Source organism: Pseudomonas sp. WS 5412, from assembly GCF_012985615.1.
Taxonomy (GTDB): Bacteria; Pseudomonadota; Gammaproteobacteria; order Pseudomonadales; family Pseudomonadaceae; genus Aquipseudomonas; species Aquipseudomonas shahriarae.
Map to the genome: position 1 here is coordinate 1 of NZ_JAARMB010000010.1, position 22,462 is coordinate 22,462.

The window sequence follows — 22,462 nt, forward strand, 5'->3', positions numbered from 1 at the left end:
GCTGGCCGTCATCCGATATTGATTTGGGGGGTAACCCGGCAGGACGCCGGGTTAGCCGCGCTGGGCCATGGATGGCCCATCGCGGCGGCCCCCCAAATCAATGTCGGATGACGGGCACACCGAGCCTGGGCGAGGTGCCGAGTGGTGGGGCAAGAGCCCTTTGCTTACTTTGGGGCTCTTTTCCAAAGTGAGCCGCCGTAAGGGCGGAACCAATAGCCGCCGTAACCGCAGCAACGGATATGTACACAACCCCAGAAGAGAGTTGTATAGCTACCTATGCCCATCGCGAACAAGCCCACATCAATCGGTGCAGGTCTTTAAATTTCGCTCACGTTGACCCACCGCTCCTCCCGCGCCGCCAGCCGAAGCGCTGTCGCCAACCGCTCCACCTCCCATGCCGCTTCAAAATCAGTACCCGCCGCACCTTGCCCGGCCAGGGCCATGATCAACTCCTGCACTTCCAGGGTTTTCAGTTCGTTGTACCCCAACTGATGCCCCGCCGCCGGGCTGAACGCGGCATAGCCGGGCAGGGCGGGGCCCGCCAGTAAACGCTGGAACCCCTGTTCACCGGCACGAAACAGGCGCAACTCATTCAATCGCTCCTGATCGAACGCCAGGGTGCCGTGTGTGCCGCTGATCTCGAAGCTCAAGTGATTCTTGTAGCCGTGCTTGAGCCAACTGCTGCTGACGGTGCCGCGTGCGCCATTGGCAAAACGCAGCAAGGCATGTACCTGATCATCCACCGCAATCGAACGCCACTCGGTACTGCCAGGGCTGGCCGGGCGTTGGGCGTGGACGGTCTGGCTGTCGGCGCACACCTTGCTCACATCGCCCACCAGGTAACGCGCCATCGCCAGCAGATGACTGCCCAGGTCCGCCAGGGCGCCACCGGCATGCTCCACCTCACAGCGCCAGGACCAGGGCGACGCCGGGTCGGCCATAAAGTCTTCACTGAACTCGCCCTGGAAACTGATGATCTGCCCCAACTCGCCCGCGTCGATCATCTGTCGCGCCAGGGCGATCATCGGGTTGTGCTGGTAGTTGTAGCCGACCCGCGTCACCACTCCAGCCTCGTAGGCGGCGAGGCGCATGGCGTCGGCTTGCTGCAGGCTGGTCGCCAGGGGTTTTTCGCAATACACCGCCTTGCCCGCCGCCAGTGCGGCCATGGCCATGGGGTAGTGCAGGTGGTTGGGGGTGGTGATAGCGACCAGGTCCACGTGCGGGTTATCAATCAATTGTTGCCAGTCACCATGGGCCTGGGCAAAGCCCCAGGCGCTGGCGCAACGTTGCGCGCGCTTGGTATCGGCATCGGCCAGGGCCGCCAGCGTCAGGTTGAAGGGAAGCTCAAACACCGCACGGGCGTTATTGAACGCCAGTGCGTGGGCACGGCCCATGAAGCCTGTACCGATCAGGCCGATTCCGAGTGAGCGCATGGCGGTGGTCCTTTTGAATTATTGTTTCAGGAGCGCAATTAATAGAATAAAAATTCCCAATGATCAATATATGGAATAAAAATATCGCCTAGCGGATGCGGGCAACTCATCATTTCAGCGAATGCAGCTATATTCAGCGCGAGGGCAAAAGGCCTTTAGTTAACAAAAGATAACGTAGCGCCGATTGTCAGACGATTCGAAAGCCCGATAGGATGGCCCCTGCTTCCTCAAGGGGCTCTAGATTGCAGGTTTGCGCACTGCGAACACCCTGGAAGGTGTTACGACCTAACAATAATAAATGGGAGAAAGGTCTATGAGTGAGCCTGTCATGGGTGTGGGTTTTTGCCGCCCGCTCGCGTCGCGCAAGGTCGCGGTGCTGGCTACAGCGCTCTCGCTGCTGGGGGTTGTCGCGTTATCGACGGCTGCCCAGGCTGCAACCGACGCCGCAGAACCTGCGGCATTTGCCATTGAATCGCCAAGGGCCGAAAAAGGCCTGATGATCGACGTCGTGCAGGCCGGCAAGCGCCTGGTGGCGGTCGGTGATCGCGGGCATATCCTCTATTCAGATGATCAGGGCGCTACCTGGGTGCAGGCCAAGGTGCCGACCCGGCAATTGCTCACGGCGGTGTTTTTTATCGACGACCAGCATGGCTGGGCGGTCGGGCATGACGCCAAGATCCTCGCCAGCAGCGATGCCGGGGCCACCTGGAGCGAGCAGTTCAAGGACCTCAGCCGCGAAGCACCGCTGCTGGACGTGTTGTTCAACGACCCCAACCACGGCTTTGCCGTGGGCGCCTACGGTGCGCTGATCGAGACCACCGACGCCGGCAAGACCTGGGAGGATGTCAGCGACCGCCTCGACAACGAAGACCAGTACCACCTCAACGCCATTGCCCGGGTCAAGGATGCCGGCCTGTTTATCGTCGGCGAGCAGGGCAGCATGTTCCGCTCCAGCGACGAGGGGCAGACCTGGGAAAAACTCGAAGGCCCTTACGAGGGCTCGCTGTTTGGCGTGATCGGCACCGCCCAGCCCAAGACCCTGTTGGCCTACGGTTTGCGCGGCAATCTGTTCCGTTCCACCGATTTTGGCGACACCTGGGAGCCAGTGGCGCTCAAGGCCGCCCGTGGCGCCCTGGAGTTCGGCCTGTCGGGCGCGACCTTGCTCGACGACGGCACCCTGGTGGTGGTGGGTAACGGCGGCAGCGTGGTGGTCAGCCACGACGATGGCCTGACGTTCAGCGTATTCAATCGCCCGGACCGCATTTCACTCTCGGCAGTGACGGCGGCGGGCAATGGCGACTTGATTCTGGTGGGGCAGGGTGGCGTGCGCGTCGCCGAGCCAACCGGCGCCGAACGCAAAAAACAATAAGAAGGCGGGGACAGAATGAGCAGTCATCACAACGATAAAGCGACCTTTCTTGAGCGCCTGATCTTCAATAACCGCCCGGCAGTGATCGTCATCTGCCTGCTGGTGAGCATTTTCCTGTTCTGGCAGGCGACGTTGATTCGCCCGTCCACCAGCTTCGAAAAAATGATCCCCCTGCAACACCCCTTCATCGAAAAGATGATGGAGCACCGCAACGACCTGGCGAACCTGGGCAACACCGTGCGCATCTCGGTGGAGGCCAAGGACGGTGACATCTTCTCCAAGGAGTACATGGAGACCCTGCGCCAGATCAACGACGAAGTGTTCTACATCTCCGGTGTCGACCGCTCCGGCCTCAAGTCCCTGTGGAGCCCCAGCGTACGCTGGACCGAAGTGACCGAGGAGGGCTTTGCCGGCGGCGAAGTGATCCCGCAGAGCTACAACGGCTCGCCGGAAAGCCTCGACCAGTTGCGCAACAACGTGCTCAAGTCCGGCCAGGTCGGGCGCCTGGTGGCCAACGACTTCAAGTCGAGCATCGTCGATATCCCGCTGCTGGAGTCCTACCCGGACCCGCAGGACCAGGGCAAGTTGCTGGCCCTGGACTACCAGAAGTTTTCCCACGAACTGGAAGACAAGATCCGCACCAAGTTCCAGGAGCAGAACCCCAACGTCCAGATCCATATCGTCGGGTTCGCCAAGAAGGTCGGCGACCTGATCGACGGCTTGATCATGGTGGTGCTGTTCTTCGGTGTCGCGTTCGTGATCACCCTGGTGCTGCTGCTGTGGTTCACCAACTGCGTGCGCAGCACCATCGCAGTGTTGATCACCACGCTGGTGGCGGTGGTCTGGCAACTGGGCTTGATGCACTTTTTCGGGTTCGGCCTGGACCCGTACTCGATGCTGGTGCCGTTCCTGATCTTCGCCATCGGTATTTCCCACGGCGTGCAGAAGATCAACGGCATCGCCCTGCAATCCAGTGAGGCCGACAACGCCCTGACGGCGGCCCGCCGCACGTTCCGGCAACTGTTCCTGCCGGGGATGATCGCGATTCTCGCGGATGCGGTGGGCTTTATCACCCTGCTGATCATCGACATCGGCGTGATCCGTGAACTGGCCATCGGCGCCTCCATCGGTGTGGCAGTGATCGTGTTCACCAACCTGATCCTGCTGCCGGTCGCGATCTCCTATGTGGGCATCAGCAAACGCGCGATTGCCAAGAGCAAAAAGGACGCCAACCGCGACCATCCGTTCTGGCGCCTGTTGTCGAACTTCGCCAGCCCGAAAGTCGCGCCGATCTCCGTCGCCCTGGCCGTGATCGCCTTTGGTGGCGGCCTGTGGTACAGCCAGAACCTGAAGATCGGCGACCTCGACCAGGGCGCCCCGGAACTGCGCCCGGATTCGCGCTACAACAAAGACAATAACTTCATCATCAGCAACTACTCCACCAGCTCCGATGTACTGGTGGTGATGGTCAAGACCAAGGCAGAAGGCTGCTCGCGCTACGAAGCCATGGCGCCCATCGACCAGTTGATGTGGAAGATGCAGAACACCGAGGGGGTGCAGTCGGCGATCTCCCTGGTGACCGTGTCCAAGCAGATGATCAAGGGCATGAACGAGGGCAACCTGAAATGGGAAACCCTGTCGCGTAACCCGGATGTGTTGAATAACTCCATCGCCCGTGCCGATGGCCTGTACAACAACAATTGCTCCCTGGCGCCGGTGCTGGTGTTCCTCAACGACCACAAGGCCGAGACCCTCGACCGTGCGGTGCATGCGGTGCAGGACTTCGCCAAGGAAAACAACAAGGAAGGCCTGGAGTTCATCCTCGCCGCCGGCAACGCCGGGATCGAAGCGGCCACCAACGAAGTGATCAAGGAAGCCGAGCTGACCATCCTGATCCTGGTCTACCTGTGCGTGGCGACCATGTGCATGATCACCTTCCGCTCCTGGGCGGCGACCCTGTGCATCGTGCTGCCGCTGGTACTGACCTCGGTGCTGGGCAACGCGCTGATGGCGTTCATGGGTATCGGCGTCAAGGTCGCGACCCTGCCGGTGGTGGCGCTGGGGGTGGGGATTGGCGTGGACTACGGCATCTACATCTACAGCCGCCTGGAAAGCTTCCTGCGCGCCGGTCTGCCGTTGCAGGAAGCCTATTACCAGACCCTCAAATCCACCGGTAAAGCCGTACTGTTCACCGGCCTGTGCCTGGCGATCGGCGTGTGCACCTGGATCTTCTCGGCTATCAAGTTCCAGGCCGATATGGGCCTGATGCTGACCTTCATGCTGCTGTGGAACATGTTCGGTGCACTGTGGCTGCTGCCGGCACTGGCGCGGTTCCTGATCAAACCGGAGAAACTGGCGGGGCAGAAGGGCAACTCCTTGTTCGCCCACTGACCCAAGAAGCCCCCCCTGTGGCGAGCGGGCAATTCCGCTCGCCACAGCCGGTCAGGGAGCCAGCGGCAGGAACCAGCGCTGCACCAACGCCTTGCCGATCAACCCGCGATGGACATCCACGACTGCCTGGGGGCTTTGCGCCCTGGCCAGTTGCGAGTAGTAACTCTGCTTGCGCTGCTCCCGGGTTTTCAGGTGGGCCGCGGTATACAGTTCCTTGGGCGTATCGGCCGCCGGGTAGTGCAAGTGCGCATACCACAACGGATAGCCGCCCTGGTCGTTCACCGCATACTCCTGGACAAAATCCCGACGCTCGCCACTCAGTTGGATACGCTCCCCCAGCAACCCTATGTTGGCGCGCTTCTGTTCGATCAGGTACTCGAGGTTGCCGTGGGTCGGGGGCAGGTCCAGGCACAGCTGGGTACGCAGCGCCAGGCCTTGCGCACTCAAGCGCAACGCCGCCTGGCGCATGTTGTTAACCAGGGTTTGATCCGCTGACGTACGCGCCTCGGCGGGTTGGGCCTGAATCGCCAGATGCAGTTCGTTGGCCAGTCTGTCGTAACGCACCGCTTCAAATTGCAGCACTTCCTGCACTTCTTGCGGGTGCCGGGAGATTCTCCGGTATTGCTCGCCACGGCGCAGGTGTTCTTCGAGCATGGCCAGCAGCTTGCGGGCTTCACCCTTGACCAGGCTCAGACTGCGCGGTGCTGGCGCAGAGGCCGGTGGTCGCGACTCCTTGTATTCGATCCACTGGTCCCCCCGTTGTGAATACATGGCCAGCAGTTGGTCACTGACCTGGGAGCGAACCTCCACCGTTTCCACCGAGCCCACTGGCTTGACCTCACCGATAAAGGTGCCCTTTTTCGGGGTACGGATCACTTTTTTCAGAGGCTTGCCGATCATTGCCGGGCTGCGTCGGCTCGGGCGCCTGGGGGGCTGGGCGACGGGCTTGATTTCGCCGGCCAGTTGCTTGGCGGCGTCCTGGTACAGTCCCTCTACCAGCGTGACCAGCTTGGCAAAATATTCGCTGTCCAGCTCATCGGCATTGACGATACCCAGCCCCTGCAACGAATCCAGGCCCCGGCCATAGTGTTCCACCAGGCTTTCCAGCACGCTCACGCGGTCCTCGGCCGTCAGTTCCAGGTCGTTCAGCTCACTGTGGGTACGCAAGTGTTCCTGCAGGGGCTCAAGGATGTCGATCAGTACATCGACCAGTGGATGATCCGGGTACTTGTGGGTCATCAGTTCGTAGTTGCGCATCAGCAGATCCTTGACGGCCAGGGCGCTGATTTCCTGCGGACGGTCCCAGGTCAGACGGTTGTAGTATTCGCTGCCGGCGGTGCCCAGGTTGAACAGTTGGTCCAGGTAGCGGTCGCGCAGCTCCAGCCAGTGGATCGAACGCTCATTGATGGCAATCATTTCGCGGATGAACCGCTGGTAAGCCGCAAAGTCACTGAGCACAGCCTCGGCCAGGCGTGTGCTTCGGGACGTGAAGTGACTGTTGTTGCGGTACAGCGCACCGCGATCTTTCTCGGCCACCACCACATGCTTGCGCGTATTGTTGACGATGTTTTCCAGCAAGCTCGCCACCGATTCGGGTGGCAAGGCAATCCCCAGCTCGCTGCGTTCTTTCAGGCTGTCCAACTGCTGCTGGTATTCCAATGTCTGTTCCTGCAGGGCCGTATCGAAGCGCTGGCGACTGTCAGCCTGTTGCGCTTCGCTGAAGCGTGGGTCTTCGGCGGTCCTGGTCATCACCCCCAGGATAATCTCGATCCGGTTTTGCCGGGCCACCTGACCCTGGATGAACTGTTCGTAAGAACGCTTCAGTTGGCTGACCCGTTCAGCCCGTCGCTGACGTTCGGCGGCGATTCGCCTGGAGGGCATGCCACCGCGCAGGCGCAGGCGGGTGTCTACCGACCACACGCCGTTGGCATCGCTGCGCAGGTAAGGGCCGCTGCGGTTGGGGTCGCCAGGGGCGACGACCCTGATGTCGCCCTCCGGCTCCAGGCTCACTTGCAACCACTCGCCGTTCGCCTCGGCGTGCCAAATGTTGTCAACCAGGTACAGCCCCTTGCGTGGCCCATTCAGCACGGGGCGGGGCATGGGCGTCGGCCGGATGGCCTTGAAGCTGCTCAGCCGCACGCGCTGGGCTGGCGTCAGGCGTTGACGGGTCTGGGCAAAGCTGAAGTCCAGCACATTGCGGCGGGTATCCGGCAACACACCTGGCAGGGCCACGGCTCCCTCGCGAACCGTCGGCGCCGCGGGCACCGGCCATTGTTCGGTAATACGCGGCGCGAGGGCCGAAGGCAGTGCACGCGCCTTGAGCCCGGCAGCCAGGGGCGGGTAAGACGCGGTCACCTCGGGCGTCGCCTCGAACAGCAGCAGGCCGAGGTTGAGCAGCAGATCGACGGCAGCCAGTTCCCGGGTCTGGCGGTCGGGCGCATCCAGCGCCGGTATGTCCTGGTCCAGGCTGGCCATCAGGGCCATCAACCAGCCGGTGAGCATCGCCCGACCACGCAGCAACGGCAGCAGCAGGTTGCCGAACAACAGGCTGCTGCCTTCCAGCAGTACCCGCCAGCGGCTCTCGCTGTTGGACACCGACTCGCGGTTGGCCTGTTGCACCAAGGCACGGGCGTGGTCGCTGAACAGGTAGCTCATCAGGCGCCCGGTCACCAGGCATTGTTGTAATTCATCGTTGATGCCATCGCTGGACAGGCGCGCCGGCACCGGCTTATTCAGGGGGGCAAATTCATCGCCCTGGCCGAAGCGCAGGTAATGCGGTTCGCGCAAGCCACCGTGGGCATAGATCGGCCGGGCGCTGTCGCTCAGCCAGGTCAGCACACTGTCTTGTAGCTCGCCGGGCTGGGCGATGGCCTCGAACAGCGCCTCGCGGCTGGCGAATTCCAGAAGCGCTTGGGCATACAACGGGCGGTACAGCAGATGAGGGCCGACCTCGGCGTCCCGCGTTTCGATCAAGTACATGTTGCTGACGCTGTCGGGAGAGGCGCCAGGGGCCCGCACCAACGCCAGATGACGGATCACCACCTGACGGTTATCAACCTGCTGCTCGGCAACATTGCCCTGCATCAGCGCGGCCACCAGGCGCGTGCCCTGGCGGCTTACGCCGGCCTGTTGTTTGAGGCACAACTCCAGCGCCAGCAACGGCAGTTGCGCGGCCTGCTGATCGGCAAACAACGCTTCACGCTGCTGCGCCTCGGGACTGTCGCCCAGCAGATGCTGCTCCAGCAGGCGGGGGTAGTGCTGGCCGATATCGACCTTTTCAATGAGGCCACCGGCGCCCATCAAATAGTCGGCGGTCAGCCACGACGGCAGCGCCAGGCCATGGCGATGGGTCAGGGTCACGGTGCCGCTGGGGCGGCTGGCCAGGTTGTCGATGGCCATGTCCGTGAGGCTCATGCGCTCGTGGCGGATAATTCCGACGGTGCCCGGATAGCCAGCGGTGACGGCGAAGGTCAGTTGCAGGTCGTCGGGGTGCAGCGCGGCGACAGACGGCGGCGTCGGCAACAGGGAATCGAAGTTCACGGCGTCGTGTTGCAGCGTTTGCAGCAGGGTCTTGACGGTGTAGGTGCGAATATCGTCCAGATCACTGAGGAAGTGGCGCCCGCCGCCGCGCTGTTTGGCGCTGGCCAGCGCCAGGGCATAACGCCGGTAAGTCGCGCGGTCGTCGGCGCTGGCCTGTTGCAGCCAGCTCGGCAGGTGTGGGCGCAGAGTGTCCAGGGCCTGGGGTGGGGCGGCCGGCGAGTCGCGGAAAAACCGGCCGGGATCGGTGAGTTCAGCATACAGCGCCTGCCAGGCGCTGAAGGGCTGGGCCGTGGGCAGGCGCAGGTTGCCCAGGTCTGCCAACTGGCGATTGAGGATCATCGCCGCCTGGTGTTCGAAGATATCGCCGTCGGGCTCGTAGCGCTGGATGAGGATATCGTCGACCTGATATTGGCTGCCCAGGCGCTGGCCGTAGGTCTGGACCAACCCATCCATGGAGGCGAACACTTCAATGCCGCCGCCGGGGCTGCACAGCAGCACCGGCATCTTGCCGTTCACGGCGCGGACCAGCACCAGTTCCGGACTCAGCAGGTGGCTGCTCTGTTCCCCGCTCTTGAGGGTGACTTCCAGGCCATAGGCGAACACCACACCCTGGCCATGGCGGGCGATTCGCGCTTCACGGTCGGGGATGGCCACCAGTTGGTCGATCGCCTCCTGCGCCTGGGCATCCAGGCCTGTGTGGCGAAGGGCGGATACGCGCAAGGTGTCCATCAGCACGTGCGCAAGCCAGCGCCAATGCCCGGCGTCCCAATACTCGGCCAAGGCATTTTGCAGGGCGATGGGCAGGGTCTGGGGCAGTTCGCCAACCAGGCGTGCGATGACCCGCATATTGAGTTGTTCCCCGGTCAAACCGGGCAGTTTCAGACGTTTTGGCGGCTCGTCGGAGAGGTACCAGGGCACGTTGTCCACATCGCTGAAATCCAGCGCTATGCCACTGGCCAGCGCATCCTGTACCACTGGCATAAATGGCTGTAACAGCCAGCTGCGGCGTTGCGGCCGGGCCAGGCGAGTGCGACTCAGGTCTATCGTCAGCGTTGGGTACTGGGCGCCGATGGCCGCGGCGAGTTGTTGGCGGATCACCGTTTCCAGCGCCGGGCGATCAGCAAATCGAGCGCTCACGGCATGGGCGATGGAGGAGGGGGTGAGGTTTTGCATAAACATCCTTTTTATTGGCAGTAGATGCCTTCATGGCGGGGTTCTAGGCGGGCAACAGGCTGAGGAACAGGCGTTGGTCAAACGGCGCGGTGATCGGGTGGTACAGGTCTCGCACGATGGCCTGGCTGTCTGCACCGGCCTGGGCGATCAAGTCCCGCAGGGTCACAAAGCGCTGTTCGGGGCGCTTGAGATGGGCGGCGGTGTAGGCACTGGGCAAACTGTCGGCCTGGCTGTAGTGGAAGTGGGCGTACCACAGCACCGTGAGGCTGTTTTTCTCGCGCACGGCGAACTCCGACACGTAGTCCCTGGACGCGGTACGTTGGGCGCCGTGGACCAGGCCGATATCAATCGCGCCGTGGCTACGCAGGAACTCGATGTGTTCCTGGCGCGGGCGCTGGGCCTTGTAGCCCTCGATGCACTGCTGCGTGCCTTGGCTGCGCAAGTCGCTGGCGCGCCGGCGCAAGCGTTCCACGGTCTGCGGCATGTCCGGCTTGTCCCCATGGTGGTTGGCCAACTCGGTCGCGACCGCTTCGAGGCGCTCGGCCTGGTGCGCGAGCATGTCGCGCCAGTCTTGCGGGTTGAGTTCATCGCGGCGTGTCGGGTCGCTGAGCTTCTTTTTCTGGAACTCGATAGAGCGCTCGATACCGGGCACCTCTTCCAGCAGCCGTTGTGCCTGGGTGCGCAAGGTCGCCAGGGACGGCGCCGCAGATGGCTCGACCGGCGCGGTGGGCTGGGCGTCGACAATCTCTACCCAGCCCTCATTGGGATGCTCCATAAAGCGCCCGCTGACCTGCTGGGTAATCGGGTTACGGGTCACGATGGTGGGGAAGGGGATGTCGCTTTGCGCGGGTTCCAACTCGCCGACCAGGGCACCCTTGTCCCGTGATTTGAATACGCGTTTGGTTCGCGACGTCGTGCGTACCGGTTTAAACGGCGTCGGTTGTGGCGGCAGGAATTCATCCTCGCGCAACAGGGCCGCCAGATCCGTCTCGGCGCTGTCACGGGCGGTGTGCAGGCGCTCGATCAGCAGCGGCATATACCTTGGGTGTGCCAGGGGCGAGTCCAGTTCCAGCAGGCTCTGGTAAATCTGCAGTCGGCGGCGGTAATGCTTGATCAGGTTGCTCAGCACGGCCTTGCGCTCGGCTGGGGTGAAGCCTTCGGTGGTCAGTAGCTCCAGGTGTGAGTCTTCCAGAGGCGACAGCGAGGATTGCAGGTGTTCATGGCGCGCCAGGAAGTAGTGTTCCTGGGGCGTGGTGGCCGGGATCGTCTGGTCGATGCTCAACTCGGTCAGCACATCCAGGGATTCGAGGGTGGCGTTGAGGCGGTTGTAGAACCGGCGCTTGGGGTGACCATTGAGGTACTTGAGGCGTTGCGCGGGGCCGGTCTTCAAGCGTGCGGCCATTTCCTCCAGGGTGTTCTCAATGGCAATCATCGCCTGGGCGTGGCGCTCGGAAACCGCAAAGTTGGTCTCCAGCAGATCCTTGACATAGCGCATCGCCCCGACATCGTGGGCTGCGCCTTGCAGTTCGATCAGCGACTCGCCCTGTTCGGAAATGAATGTTGCCAGGTAGAGGGATGACAACTGGCTGACGCGGATTTCATCGGTGGCCAGGATCGACTGATATTGCTCGATGCACTGCCCTTCGTAGTCGAAGCGACTGTCCACTTCTTTCATTTGGCCATAGGCCGTGATCAGCTCGCGCCGCTGTTGCAGCAATTCGGCGGCGGCCTGATCGAAGCGCTCCTGAAAAAGCTGGAAGGCGGTCCTGGTCCGGGAGCGTTGGGCGACTTTGTCGCGGTGCTCGGCTATCAGCGCCGGGTCGTCCGGTTTGCTGCGCAAGCTTAGGCGCGCTTTGCCCAAGGCGTTATGCGCTTGCTCGAACTTCAAGCGGGCGGCATCCAGCACCTGGTCGATCGGTTGCAGGCGCTTGATCAGGACGCTGATCTGATCACCGATGCGATTAATTTCCTCCGACACCTGGCTGCGTTGCTGATCGATTTGCGCCAGCTTGGTCTTGAGCCGGTTCTTCGGCCCGCCACCGCGCAGTTTCAGGCCCAGGTCCAGGCTCCAGCGACCCAGGGCATTGCGCGTCAGCTGGAAGCCGGGGTGCTGCGGTTTGTGCGGATGAACCAGGAACACTTGGCCCAGGTCCGGCAGGACATTCACGCGAAACAGCAGGCCGGCCACCGAGGCATGCCACTGCTGATCAATGCGGTACAGGCCCTTGAAGGCGCCGATGCTCGCCGGTAAGGGCGGCGGCACCGGCCAGGGTACATGCAGTTCGTGCAGGGCCTCCAGCAGGCGCCGGCGACTGCTGTCCCGCGCGTTGGAGTGGATAAAGTCCACCAGGGTCTGGTCGCCGGCCGGTGGCTCGGCGGGCAGGCCCACCGTGCCTTGTTCGATCACTGTCGGCGGGTGGGCCGTCGTCGCCGGGCGGCGCAGTGCCGCGAGGGTCAGCGCCAAGGCCGGCTCGGTGGTGTGCGCCGCCTGCTCAAGGGTAGGGGTGGGCCGGGAGGCCACGTGCAACAGAATCAGGCCGATGTTGAGCAGCACATCGACCCAGGCCAGTTCCCGCGCAGCGGCGTCATTGCCTTGCAGGGCGAGAATATCGTGGCGCAGGCTGACGGCCAGTTGTGCCATCCAGCCCGCCGCCATTGCCGGCCCGCGCAGCAGCGGCAGCAGCAGAGCGTTGAACAGCAGCCAGCCACCTTCCAGCAGTACTTTCCAGCGGCTTTCGGCATTGGACACCGAATCCCGGTCTGCCAGGTCCACCAGCGCCCGGGCATTGCTGCCGTACAGGTATTGGGTCAGGTTGCCCGTGGCCAGTGCCTGCGCCAGGGAACCGGGGATTTCGCCGCCATGGCTGTCCTGCGCCAACTGGGCGGGCGGTGGGGCAGGCCATTGCACGCTGTCGTCACCCTGGCCGAAGCGCAGGATATGTGGGCTGTGAAAGCCATTATGGCTGTAGATCGGCCGGGCCTTGTCCGTCATCCAGGACAATACGCTGTCTTGTAGCGCGCCGGGTTGTGCGATGGCGTCGAACAGGGCCGCACGGCTGCTGAATTGCTGCAGCGCGTCCTGGTACAACGGGCGGTAGAGAATCGGCGGCCCGGCGTCGCTAGCGCGCGGTTCGATGATAAACATGTTGCTGACGATATCCGGCACGGCACCGGGCTTATGGGCGAAGGCCAGAGGGCGGATCACGATGTCCTGGGCATCCACCACCCGCCCCGACAGGTTGCTGTGCAGTACCGCCTTGACGTAGCGATAACCCAGGAAGGTAAACCCCTGTTGCCCGCGAATCGCCAACTCCAGGGCTTGGCGCGGCAACTGTACCGCCAGCTCCTGGCCGAACAGCGCTTCACGCCGACGGGCTTGGGCGGTGTCCCCCAACAGCTGTTCGCGGATTGTCTGCGGGTAGTGCCGGCCGACGTCCACCTGGCGGATCAGCCCTGGGGTGCTATGGAGCAGGCCCTTTCCCCCCAGGACGTAGTCTTCGGTCAGCCACTGCGGAACGTCCGCCCCCGAGGTGTCGCGCAGGGTCAGGCGACCCTGGGGCGCGGCGGCGAGGTTGTTGATCGCCAGTTCGCTCAGGCTCATGGTCTGCTGTGCCAGATAGCCGCTACGCAGGTCTCCCACTGGGACATGGAAGGTCAGCGCCAGGTTGTCCGGCTCCACGCTGGACTCGGGGTGGTCGCGGCGCATCTGCTCGCGCAGGGTGCGGGTGGTGAAGGCTTGCAGGTTTTCGACGCCGCTCAGAAAGGATGCACCGCCGGTTTGCCGTTGCAGGCGCGCCTGGTCCAACAGCCCTTGGCGATAGGCAAAGCGCTGCTCGGCATCGGCTGCCAGCAGCCAGGGGGGCAGCGCCGCCTGCAGGACAGGCTGCAGCGTCGGGTCCGGCGCGGGGGCGGCGATAAACAAGGGCACAGGGTCGCTGGCGTCGGTGACCTGCTGCTCCAGGGCGCGGACCCCTTCGGTAGCCGGCAAACGGATGGCTTGAAGGTCGTCCAGTTGCTGGTTGAGCAGTAAGGCGGCCTGGGTATCGAAGAGATTGCCATCGGGCTCGTAACGCTTGACCACCAGCGTGTCCGCTTGCAAGCGGCTGGCCAGGCGCTGGCCCCAGGTGTGGGTGAAGGCCTCGATTGAGGCAAAGGGCTCGACATTGCCCGACGCCTGGCACAGCAGGATCTGGGTGCCCTGCACCAACAGCAGGTCGGTGCTTAGCAGGCGGGCTTCGCGGTCCTGGTTGCTCACGCAGGCTTGCAGGCAGTAGGCATGCACGAAACCTGCGGGCGCGGCCTGGCGCTCGCGGCGATCGGGCTCGCCGGTCACGCTATCGAGCATGTTCCGGGCGGGGCCGCTCGGCAGCAGGCTTGCGGTGTTTTTCAGGGTGTCGCACAGCAGGTCGCCAAGCCATTGCCAGCGGCTGACGCCGGTTTCTGCGTCGAGGTTCCAGTAGCTCGTCAGGGCGTGTTGCAAAGCGATAGGCAGGGTAAAGGCGAGGTCCAGAATCACCCGTTCAATGACGGTCATATCCGGCTCGCGGGGGCCATTGGCCTCATAGGTCAGGCGCGACGGCGGTCGTTGGGACAGGAAGCAGCGGCGTTCGTCGATGACCAGGGTCAGGTTCAGGGCCGTGCCCTTGCCCAGGTGATCGAGGACGACGTCGATCAGGCGCTTGAGATCCCAGCCGCGCCGTTGGTTGGGGGTGGCCAGCCTGACCGTAGACACATCCATGCGCAGCACCGGGAAGTGTTCCAGCAGGCGTTCCTGCAGGTGTTGCTCAAGCACCTGGCGCAAGCCCGGGCGATCGGCGAATTGGTGGGCGACGGCCAGGGCGGGGGTGTTGCTGCGGTGAGTGAACAGCGATGGGCCAGGGAGTGGGGCGGGTAAAGTGTCCGGCATAAAAGATTCCGTTCTGCGCGATGGGGTTCCTCCGCAGAATGGCAAGCCGCTGGGGCCGCAGTGTGGTAGCCGGTTATCGCGACACGACGGCGAACACGGTTTGGCCTATCATCAACGTTTTTCCACTGATGAATGATCCTGATGACTGCTGCCACTCTGCCTACTGCACTCCACACCAGCGACATGCTCGAAATCGATGGCCTGCATGCTTTTGATTTCACCTTCGATGACCGGCAGTTGCTGATCAAGAGCATGGACGGTCGGGCCGAGAAACGTTGGACGTTCAGCATCGCCCAGGTGCAGGCCGCGACGTTTGATGAAGCCTTGCAAAGCTGGACGCTCACCGGTGACTCGGGCGAGCACCGCCTGGTGTGCCTGAGCGCCATCACCGGCAGCAACGAAGACGAGGACGACGAACATGCTGATGCGTAAATTCTGGCCCCTGCTGATGGCCGGCAGTGTCGGTGCGATGTCGGTCCAGGCCGCTACGGCCGATACCTTTGATCTGCTGGTGGGCAGCTACACCGCCGGCACCAGCGAAGGCATCTATCGCCTGCAGTTCGACAGCCGTACCGGCCAGTTCAGCGGCCCGCCGGTGCTGGCGGCCAAGGCGCAGAACCCGTCCTGGCTGACCTTGTCCCCGGACCAGAAACGCCTGTTCGTGGTCAATGAAAACGGCCCGGGCCAGCAGGACGAAGTCGGGCGTGTCAGCAGCTATCGCATTGACCCGGCCAACCACCAACTGACCCTGATCAACCAGGTGCAGAGCCTGGGCAACGAACCCACCCACTCAAGCCTGGCCGCCGATGGGCGGTACCTGTTTGTTGCCAACTACTCGGTGCTGCAGGATCCGGGCGGCAGCCTGGCGGCCCTGCCGGTCGATGCCGAGGGCAGGCTGGCGCCACCGGTGCAACTGAGCGGGCACCCGGCCAGCGGCGTCAACCCCGAGCGCCAGGCGTCCAACCATGTGCATTCGGTGGTGTCGTCACCGGATGGCAAGTACGTGTTTGTACAGGACCTGGGGGCGGACCGGATTTTTGCCTACCGCTACGACCCCAAGGCCAACCCTGAGCGGCCGCTGACCCCCGCCGATCCGGATTCCGTGCAGTTGCCGCCGGGCAGTGGCCCGCGTCACCTGCTGTTCAGTGCCGATGGCAAGCATGCCTGGCTGACCACCGAGATGAGCGCGCAGGTCGCGGTGTACGACTACCAGGACGGCAAGCTGAGCGAACGCCAACGGGTGGACTTTGCCGCCGGGCAACCGCTGTCGGACAAGGCCGGCGCGGCATTGCACGCCTCTAGCGACGGCAGGTTCCTCTACGTCAGTAACCGTGGCACCGCCAATCAGATCGTGGTGTTCGCCATTGATCCGGCCAACGCACAGCTGAAAGAGATCCAGCGCCGCGCCGTGGACGGCGATCATCCCCGAGAGTTCAGCCTGGATCCGAGCGGCAGGTTCCTGCTGATTGCCAACCAGAAGAGCAACCAGATCGTGGTGATCGAGCGCGATAGCCAGACCGGCCAACTGGGCAAAACGGTACAAAAACTGCCGATTGATGCTCCCAGCGATCTCAAGTTCCTGGTGCGTCAATAAGCCACAGGCCCCGGTGTACGGGGCCTGACTCCTTGTATTAATCCCAGTGATAACGGCTACTGTTTCAAAGCATTTCAGCGAGCCGGAACCCAGGCGTAAGTTTGCTCCAAGGCCTTCACAAGCCATCCAGCCAACTGAACACAAGGGTTACCGCCATGAACTTCAATCTGTTCTCGATCATTGCCGCTTCCGCTGTTTCCGCCACCGTCGCCTTGCCAGCCAGCGCCAGCGTGGAGATCAGCAGCAAAAAATCCAGCACCAGCGCCTACACCCAGAAATACCTGCAACAGAGCGCCAACTTCTACGCCGCCCTGGATCACAAGACCCAGCAGTGAGCAGCACTCGGCTTCAGGTTTTTGCCATCACTGCGGTAAACAACGGCGCCGCCAAAAAACGCTGCAGCCACTGCTGCAAACGCGGATACGGCGTTGTTGCAAACCACTCCCGATCCACATGGGCAAACTGGCGTATGAACGGCATCAGCGCCACGTCCGCCAGGCTCAGGTGATCGGCCAGCAGGTAATCACGTTGCGCCAGCAATCCCTCCAGCTGGCGCAAAAACACCTCGCCTTCGGCGCGATAGTGTTCCATCGGCTGCTCCGGGTAGCGCTCGGCGTATTTGTAGCGATTCAAATGCACCTTGAAGGCCTGGTCATTCTCGCCAATCAATTGCGCCATCAACCTCTGCGCCGCCGGATCAGCCTCGAGCAGCCAGTCCTCAGGGTCGTTCTGTGCCAACGCCCAGTGCATGATCGCCAGGCTCTCGTCGATCACCTGGCCACCCACACACAACACCGGCACCGTGCCCTTGGGTGACAGCGCCAACATCTCGGCCGGCTTGGCCTTGAGGCTGACCTCGACAATCCGCAGCGCCACCCCTGAATACCGCAGGGCCATACGTGCGCGCATGGCGTAGGGGCAACGGCGGAACGAAAACAGCAGCGTCTCGCTCACTTGACCTCCAGGGTGCTCAGGCCATTGCCCTGGCGCTTGACCTGGATCTGCACCGGTATCCGCTCGTGCATTTCCTGCACATGGGAAATCACCGCCACCTTGCGCCCCTGGGCCTGCAGGCCGTCGAGGGCATCCATCGCCAGTTGCAGGGATTCGGGGTCCAGGCTGCCGAAGCCTTCGTCGATAAACAACGACTCGATCTTCAAGGTGCTGGAGGCCATCGACGCCAGCCCCAGGGCCAGCGCCAGGGAGACCAGGAACGTCTCGCCGCCGGACAGCGAGTGCACCGAGCGCAGTTCATCGCCCATTTCCGTGTCCAGCACCAGCAGGCCGAGCATGCTGCCGCCGCGCTTGAGGCGATAACGGCGCACCAGTTGGCGCAGTTGCACGTTGGCGTGGTGCACCAGCAGGTCGAGGTTGTAGGCCTGGGCGAACTTGCGGAACTTGTCGCCGGTGGCCGAGCCGATCAGCGCATCCAGCCGCGCCCAGCGCTGCCACTCTTCATAGGCCTTGGCGGTGGTGAGTGCCAGGCTCTGGTTGGCGTCCTGGCGTCGCTGGTCTTCGGCTTGTTGGGCGCGCAGTTCGGCGCAGTGTTTCTCGGCGTTGTGCAATTGCTGATTAAGGTCGGCCAGGGCCGCGTCCAGCTGTTCGGCGTCGAGGTTGCCGTTGTGCAGGGCCTGGTGGTCCTTGAGGCGTTGCTCGCGCTCTTGCAGCAGGACTTTAGCTTGCTCAATGGCTTTTTCGCTGTGCTGCACCTGCTGGCGCAGCGCGCTGACAGCCGCCTCGTCGAAGGCCAGCAGGTGCGCCAGGCCGGCGTCGTCGAGCTGCGGATGCTGGGCGCGCCACTCGCTGATACGGCTGTGCAACGCCTGGAGTTCGCTGTCCAGGGCTTGCTGGCGCTCCTGGCGGGCCTTGAGGTCGGCGGCCAATTGGATCAGTTCGCTGCGGGTGTCCTGCAACTGCTGATTGGCCTGGGTTTCACTCTGGCGCGCCTGTTCCACCGCCTGCTCAAGGTGCTGCTGCCAGTGCTCGGCACTGCTGTGCTCACCCACCAGGGCGCTGAGTTGTGCCTGGGCGGCCTGCTGTTGGGCGCTCAGTTCAACCAATTGTTGCTGCAACACGGCCAGCTGTTGTTGGCGATGTTGCTGGCGGTCCTGTTCTTTTTCGAGGGTTTGCTGGCGCTGTTGCTGCTCGGCCAGTTCATCCTTCTGGTAGCCGAGCTGCTCCAGGCGCTGGCTGATCTGTTGGTCCAACAGCATGAACGTGGCCGCGGGCTCCGTGCGCAGGCCTTCGAGGGTCTCGGCCGGTAGCAGGCTGGCGAAAGCATTGAGCTCTTCATCCAGGCGCTCGCGGTCGCTGGCCAGCTCCCGTTGCTGGTCGATCAACTGCTGGCGGGCCTGTTGGCTGGCATCCTGGGCGGCTTGCAGTTGTTGCTGCAGGCGCCCGGCATTTTGTTGCAGGTTGAGCAGGGCGCCCTGGCGCTGTTCGTCCTGGGTGATGCTCTGACTGAGCTGGCTCAGTTGCTGCGCCAGCCAGGCGCTGCGTTTGCCGCTGTCCTGGTTGAACAGCGTGGCGCTCAACGGATGGGCCTCGAGGCTCGGCGCCAGGGCCAGGCGCTGGGTCGCCAACTGCTCCTGCTGTTGCAGGAACTCCTTCTGCTGGGCGATCAAGCCGCCAACTTCGCCGCGCAGGTCGGTGAGCTTTTCCTTGAGGGTCTCGACGGCGAGCTGTGCACTGGCCTCTTCGTTTTCATCGTGGCGCGTGAGGCTGTGCAACAAGGCTTCGGGCTGATGGTAAGGATGCTCGACGCTGCCGCACACCGGGCAGGGCTGATCATCCTGCAATTGCCCGCGCAACTCCTCGACACTGGCACTGCGTGCCAGCCGCTGACGCTCCAATAACTGCTTGGTCACGCTCAGGGTCTGCTCGGCCACTGTCAGCTCGGCCTTGGCTTGCAGGCCGGTCTGGTTCAACTGCTCGCGCTGTTGCTGGGCGGTGGCCTGCTTGAGGGCCAACTCCTGTTGTTGCTGGTCCAGCTGCTGCTGGCTGTCCCAGAGCCGCGTCAGGTCTTCGAAGGCCCGTTGCTGCTTGCGATTGTCCTTGAGCAGGCTGTCGAGCAACTGGATCTGCTCGGCCACGGCATGGGGTTCGGCGCCGGCTTCCTGATACAGCAGGTCCAGGGCCGCGCGCTGCTGAGTCCATTGCTCGCTGACGCGGTTGGCGCGCTCTTCCAGTTGCGGCAGTTCGGCCTGGCCCTTGTTCAGGCGATTGCCGATCAGCATCAGTTGCTGCAGGCGGTCGCGGTAGGCGTTCCAGGCGTCGCTCAAGGGTGCCAGCCCGGCGCTGCGCTCAAGCTGTGCCGCCAGTTGTTGCAGGCGGCTGGCGACCTGCTGTTGCTGGGCGTGCAAGGCATCGAGCGCGGCCAGGCCCTCGGTGCAGGCGGTTTGCCCCAGTTGCAGTTGTTCGTTGCTTTGGGCCAGCTCGCGGGTCAGGCGGGCGAGGCTGCTTTGTTCCTCGAAGGCCTGGCGCAGCAGCGGCACCGCGTCGGTCTGTTGTTGCAGGGCTGCGGCCAAGGCGCTGTGTGCGCTGGCTTGCTGCTGTTGCAGCTGCTCCTGGCGCGTGTGCAGGGCGCTTTGTTGTTCAAGGTGCTGGCGGATCTGCACGGCCAGGGGGGCCAGTTGGCCGGTCAATTCGCTGTGCCGCGCGAAATGATGACGCTGCGGTGCCAGTTGCTCCAGGTGGTTCAAGTCCTGGCGCTGCTGGCCTTGGCTGTCCCATTGCTGTTGGGCTTGCTGCAACTGTTCGGCTGCACTGTGCTGGCGCTCTTGCCACTCGCGCAGTTCCTTGAGCCAGGTGTGCTGCAGTTCCAGTTGCTTGAGCTGGGCCTGCTGGGTCTTGAGCTGGTGCTGGGCTGCGCTCAACTGTTGATCCAGCTCGGCGCGGGCCTCGGCCGGCAACGGCGTGACGCCGGTCGCCTGGTCTAGAAGCAGCTTGTAGGCTTCCTTGGCCTCCCGTGCCTTGACGAACGCGCGCTGGCCCAACTGGGTGTAGAGCGCGGTGTCGGTGAGCTTTTCCAGCAGTTCGCTGCGCTCGTTGTCGTTGGCCTTGAGAAAGGCGCTGAACTCACTTTGCGCCAGCAGCACGGCGCGGGTGAACTGTTCGAAGTTCAGGCCCAGGGCCAGTTCCAGCTGGGTCTTGTATTCGGTTTTCTGGCTGGCCAGCAGTTGCTCGCTGTCCAGGTCGATCAGGCTTTGCCGGCTGTTCTGCAGCTTGCCGCTGGCCTTGTCGCGGGCACGGTTGGCTTCCCAGCGCGCGCGGTAGCGCCGGCCGCTGACGCCGATAAAGTCCACCTCGGCATACCCGCCGCCGGTACCGCGGCGGATCAGGGTGCGCGGGTCGCCGATGGAGATATCGGTATCGGCATCGGGCATTTTCGCCTGGCCGGTATCGCCCAGGCGTGGCACGGCGCCAAACAGCGCCAGGCACAGGGCGTCAAGCAAGGTACTTTTGCCGGCGCCGGTGGGCCCGGTGATCGCAAACAGGCCGGCACTGGCCAAGGGCTCGGCGGTAAAGTCGATCTCGAATGGCCCGGCCAGGGACGCGAGGTTTTTCAGGCGGATGGCGAGGATCTTCATGGCAGTTGCTCCTCCTGTTGTACTTCCTGGAGCAGCACGGCGAAATCCTTGAGGGTCTGTTCGTCCACGTCATTGCCGTAGCTTTCCTGCCAGGCACGGCTGAACAATTCCTGGGGCGTGAGCTGGTCGAGTTCGATCAACTGCTCTTGGCCATGGTCCTGACGTGCGCCGCTGCCGGCGTACTCGGCGGCGATGCGCACCAGGCGCACGGCCTTGCCCAGCAGGGCGTTTTCCACTTGCTGGCGCAGGTCGGGCTGGGGTTCGTCGAGGCGCACCCGCACCTCCAGCCACGGCTGGCGCTGGGTTTCGGCCAGCAGGTCGACATCGGGCAGCTCCGCCAGTTGCTTGAGGATCTCGGCCAGGGGCGCGGCTTCCAGGCGTTGCAGATGCACGGCGCGGGGGATCAGGCGCGATTCGACGCTGACCAGGGTGTCGCCGTCCAGTTGCACGTCGAGAATCTGGTGTTGATAGCCGATTTCGGAGAACGACAGCGGGATCGGCGAGCCGCAATAACGGATGCGCTCCTCACCATTGACCCGCTGCGGCTTGTGCAAATGGCCGAGGGCGACATAGCTGACACTGGCATCGAACAGACTGGCCGGCAGCGCTTCGGCGTTGCCGATGATCAGGCTGCGCTCGGAGTCTTCCGACACCGAGCCGCCGGCCATATGTGCGTGGCTGATGGCAACCAGCGCCTGGCCCGGCTGGCGCTTGGCGTTGGCCGCCGCGATCAGGCGCTCATGCACCTGGCCGATACCCTTGAGGTAATCGTCGCCCAGCAGTGCGCCAGTAACCTCGGCCGGGCGCAGGAACGGCAGCGCCAGGCACCAGCCGGCCACAGCCCCGGTTTTGTCCGGTAGAGCAATCAGCAAGCGCTCCACATCCAGTTGCCCGTCATCCAGCCACAGCACCCGGCCCAGGGCATGGGTGCGCAAACGCCGCATCAACGGCGCCGGCAGCTCAATGCGCGAGCCGGAGTCGTGGTTGCCGGCGATCATCACAATCGTCAGGTCGGGGTTTTGTTCATGGGCGTTGATGATGAAGTCATACAGACGCTCCTGGGCCTTGAGCGGCGGGTTGACCGTGTCGAAGATATCGCCGGCAATCAACAGCACATCGGGGCAGTGCAGCTTGATCTGGCCCAGCAGCCACTCGAGAAAACAGGCGTGCTCGAAGTCGCGTTCCTGGCCGTGGAGGTTTTGGCCCAGGTGCCAGTCGGAGGTGTGAAACAGACGCAAGGCGAACTCCGTGGGGAATAGAGAAAGGAGGGGAGTTTACCTGTAAATGGTAATGGGGCGCCCAAGATCAACAGCAAAGCCAGAGCGCGAAGCTACGGGGCTTTGTGGGAGCTGGCTTGTCGGGTCGCCGCATCGCTGCGATGGCGGTTCATCAGCCAATACATTTATCGACTGATACACCGTCATCGCAGGCAAGCCAGCTCCCACAGGTATATGCGTACGCCTTGAC

The 22,462-nt window shown here is 63.3% G+C and carries 11 protein-coding genes; 5 read left to right on the forward strand and 6 right to left on the reverse strand.

Annotated features, from left to right (window positions below; all coding sequences use genetic code 11):
* Positions 1–317 precede the first annotated feature (317 nt).
* The gene (locus tag HBR94_RS14740; protein WP_057438653.1) at positions 318–1,433 is read right to left on the reverse strand and encodes a Gfo/Idh/MocA family oxidoreductase; all 1,116 of its coding nucleotides are present in this window, start codon (positions 1,431–1,433) and stop codon (positions 318–320) included.
* A gap of 328 nt (positions 1,434–1,761) precedes the next feature.
* On the opposite strand from HBR94_RS14740, the gene HBR94_RS14745 reads away from it, so the two are divergent.
* Together HBR94_RS14745 and HBR94_RS14750 are read left to right on the forward strand one after the other, a co-directional pair.
* Complete coding sequence (locus HBR94_RS14745) at positions 1,762–2,802, forward strand: YCF48-related protein (protein WP_057438652.1); 1,041 nt, start codon at positions 1,762–1,764, stop codon at positions 2,800–2,802.
* Positions 2,803–2,817: 15 nt separating this feature from the next.
* Positions 2,818–5,193 (forward strand): RND family transporter, encoded by a 2,376-nt coding sequence (locus tag HBR94_RS14750; RefSeq protein WP_057444729.1) that lies wholly within the window; start codon positions 2,818–2,820, stop codon positions 5,191–5,193.
* Positions 5,194–5,244: 51 nt separating this feature from the next.
* Here the strand turns inward: HBR94_RS14750 and HBR94_RS14755 are convergent, their stop codons facing one another.
* Both HBR94_RS14755 and HBR94_RS14760 read right to left on the reverse strand, forming a co-directional pair.
* Positions 5,245–9,906 carry a hypothetical protein gene (locus HBR94_RS14755; RefSeq protein WP_170045066.1) on the reverse strand — a complete coding sequence of 1,554 codons (4,662 nt, stop codon included), beginning with the start codon at positions 9,904–9,906 and terminating at the stop codon, positions 5,245–5,247.
* Between the two features lie 43 nt (positions 9,907–9,949).
* Entirely contained in the window at positions 9,950–14,812 is a 4,863-nt protein-coding gene (locus tag HBR94_RS14760) for a DUF6543 domain-containing protein (RefSeq protein ID WP_170045067.1), read from the reverse strand.
* A 141-nt stretch (positions 14,813–14,953) separates the two neighbouring features.
* On the opposite strand from HBR94_RS14760, the gene HBR94_RS14765 reads away from it, so the two are divergent.
* From HBR94_RS14765 to HBR94_RS14775, 3 genes are all read left to right on the forward strand, one after another.
* A complete protein-coding gene (locus tag HBR94_RS14765; protein ID WP_057959839.1) occupies positions 14,954–15,244 on the forward strand; it encodes a DUF5629 family protein in 291 nt (96 codons plus the stop codon).
* Positions 15,231–16,406 carry a lactonase family protein gene (locus tag HBR94_RS14770; RefSeq protein WP_057438650.1) on the forward strand — a complete coding sequence of 392 codons (1,176 nt, stop codon included), beginning with the start codon at positions 15,231–15,233 and terminating at the stop codon, positions 16,404–16,406. Before HBR94_RS14765 ends, HBR94_RS14770 begins: the two co-directional genes overlap by 14 nt.
* Before the next feature lie 155 nt (positions 16,407–16,561).
* Positions 16,562–16,741, forward strand: coding sequence for a hypothetical protein (locus tag HBR94_RS14775; protein ID WP_057959838.1), 180 nt, complete (start codon positions 16,562–16,564; stop codon positions 16,739–16,741).
* 13 nt (positions 16,742–16,754) lie between these two features.
* On the opposite strand, the gene HBR94_RS14780 is transcribed toward HBR94_RS14775, so the two are convergent.
* Genes HBR94_RS14780 through HBR94_RS14790 form a run of 3 tightly spaced genes read right to left on the reverse strand, consistent with a single transcriptional unit; the run spans position 16,755 to position 22,233 of the window.
* Entirely contained in the window at positions 16,755–17,360 is a 606-nt protein-coding gene (locus HBR94_RS14780; RefSeq protein WP_057959837.1) for a glutathione S-transferase, read from the reverse strand.
* Positions 17,357–20,995, reverse strand: a complete 3,639-nt coding sequence (locus tag HBR94_RS14785) for an SbcC/MukB-like Walker B domain-containing protein (protein ID WP_170045068.1) — start codon at positions 20,993–20,995, stop codon at positions 17,357–17,359. Before HBR94_RS14785 ends, HBR94_RS14780 begins: the two co-directional genes overlap by 4 nt.
* Entirely contained in the window at positions 20,992–22,233 is a 1,242-nt protein-coding gene (locus HBR94_RS14790; protein ID WP_057438646.1) for an exonuclease SbcCD subunit D C-terminal domain-containing protein, read from the reverse strand. The genes HBR94_RS14785 and HBR94_RS14790 overlap by 4 nt, the downstream gene beginning before the upstream one ends.
* Positions 22,234–22,462 lie beyond the last annotated feature (229 nt).